Raw genomic sequence first — 222 nt, 5'->3', positions numbered from 1 at the left:
TACCCGGCGGCTTGGCAGTCATCTGGCTCTATGGACGTGAAGGCAATCGTGCCTTTCTGACGCTGGTCGAACCGCTTCGGTGGATCACACGGCGGCTGCCTCTATGGGTCAACACGGCACTGGCCGCAGTGCTCTATCCGCCGCTAGCCACCTATATCTGGCTCTGCCGTATTCTGCCTCTCCCAATGCGCAAATACATGCTCGAAGTGCTCCGCCCAATTG

1 pseudogene is annotated in these 222 nt (G+C 59.0%); it reads left to right on the top strand.

The window, feature by feature from the left end:
• A pseudogene (locus AF337_RS44465) lies at positions 1-222 on the top strand (class I SAM-dependent methyltransferase); the annotation flags it as partial.

Source organism: Rhizobium ecuadorense (assembly GCF_001187535.1).
In the GTDB taxonomy this organism is placed as follows: domain Bacteria; phylum Pseudomonadota; class Alphaproteobacteria; order Rhizobiales; family Rhizobiaceae; genus Rhizobium; species Rhizobium ecuadorense.
The sequence above is the reverse complement of the archived record's forward strand: the minus strand, read 5'-3'. Positions and strand labels throughout refer to the sequence as shown.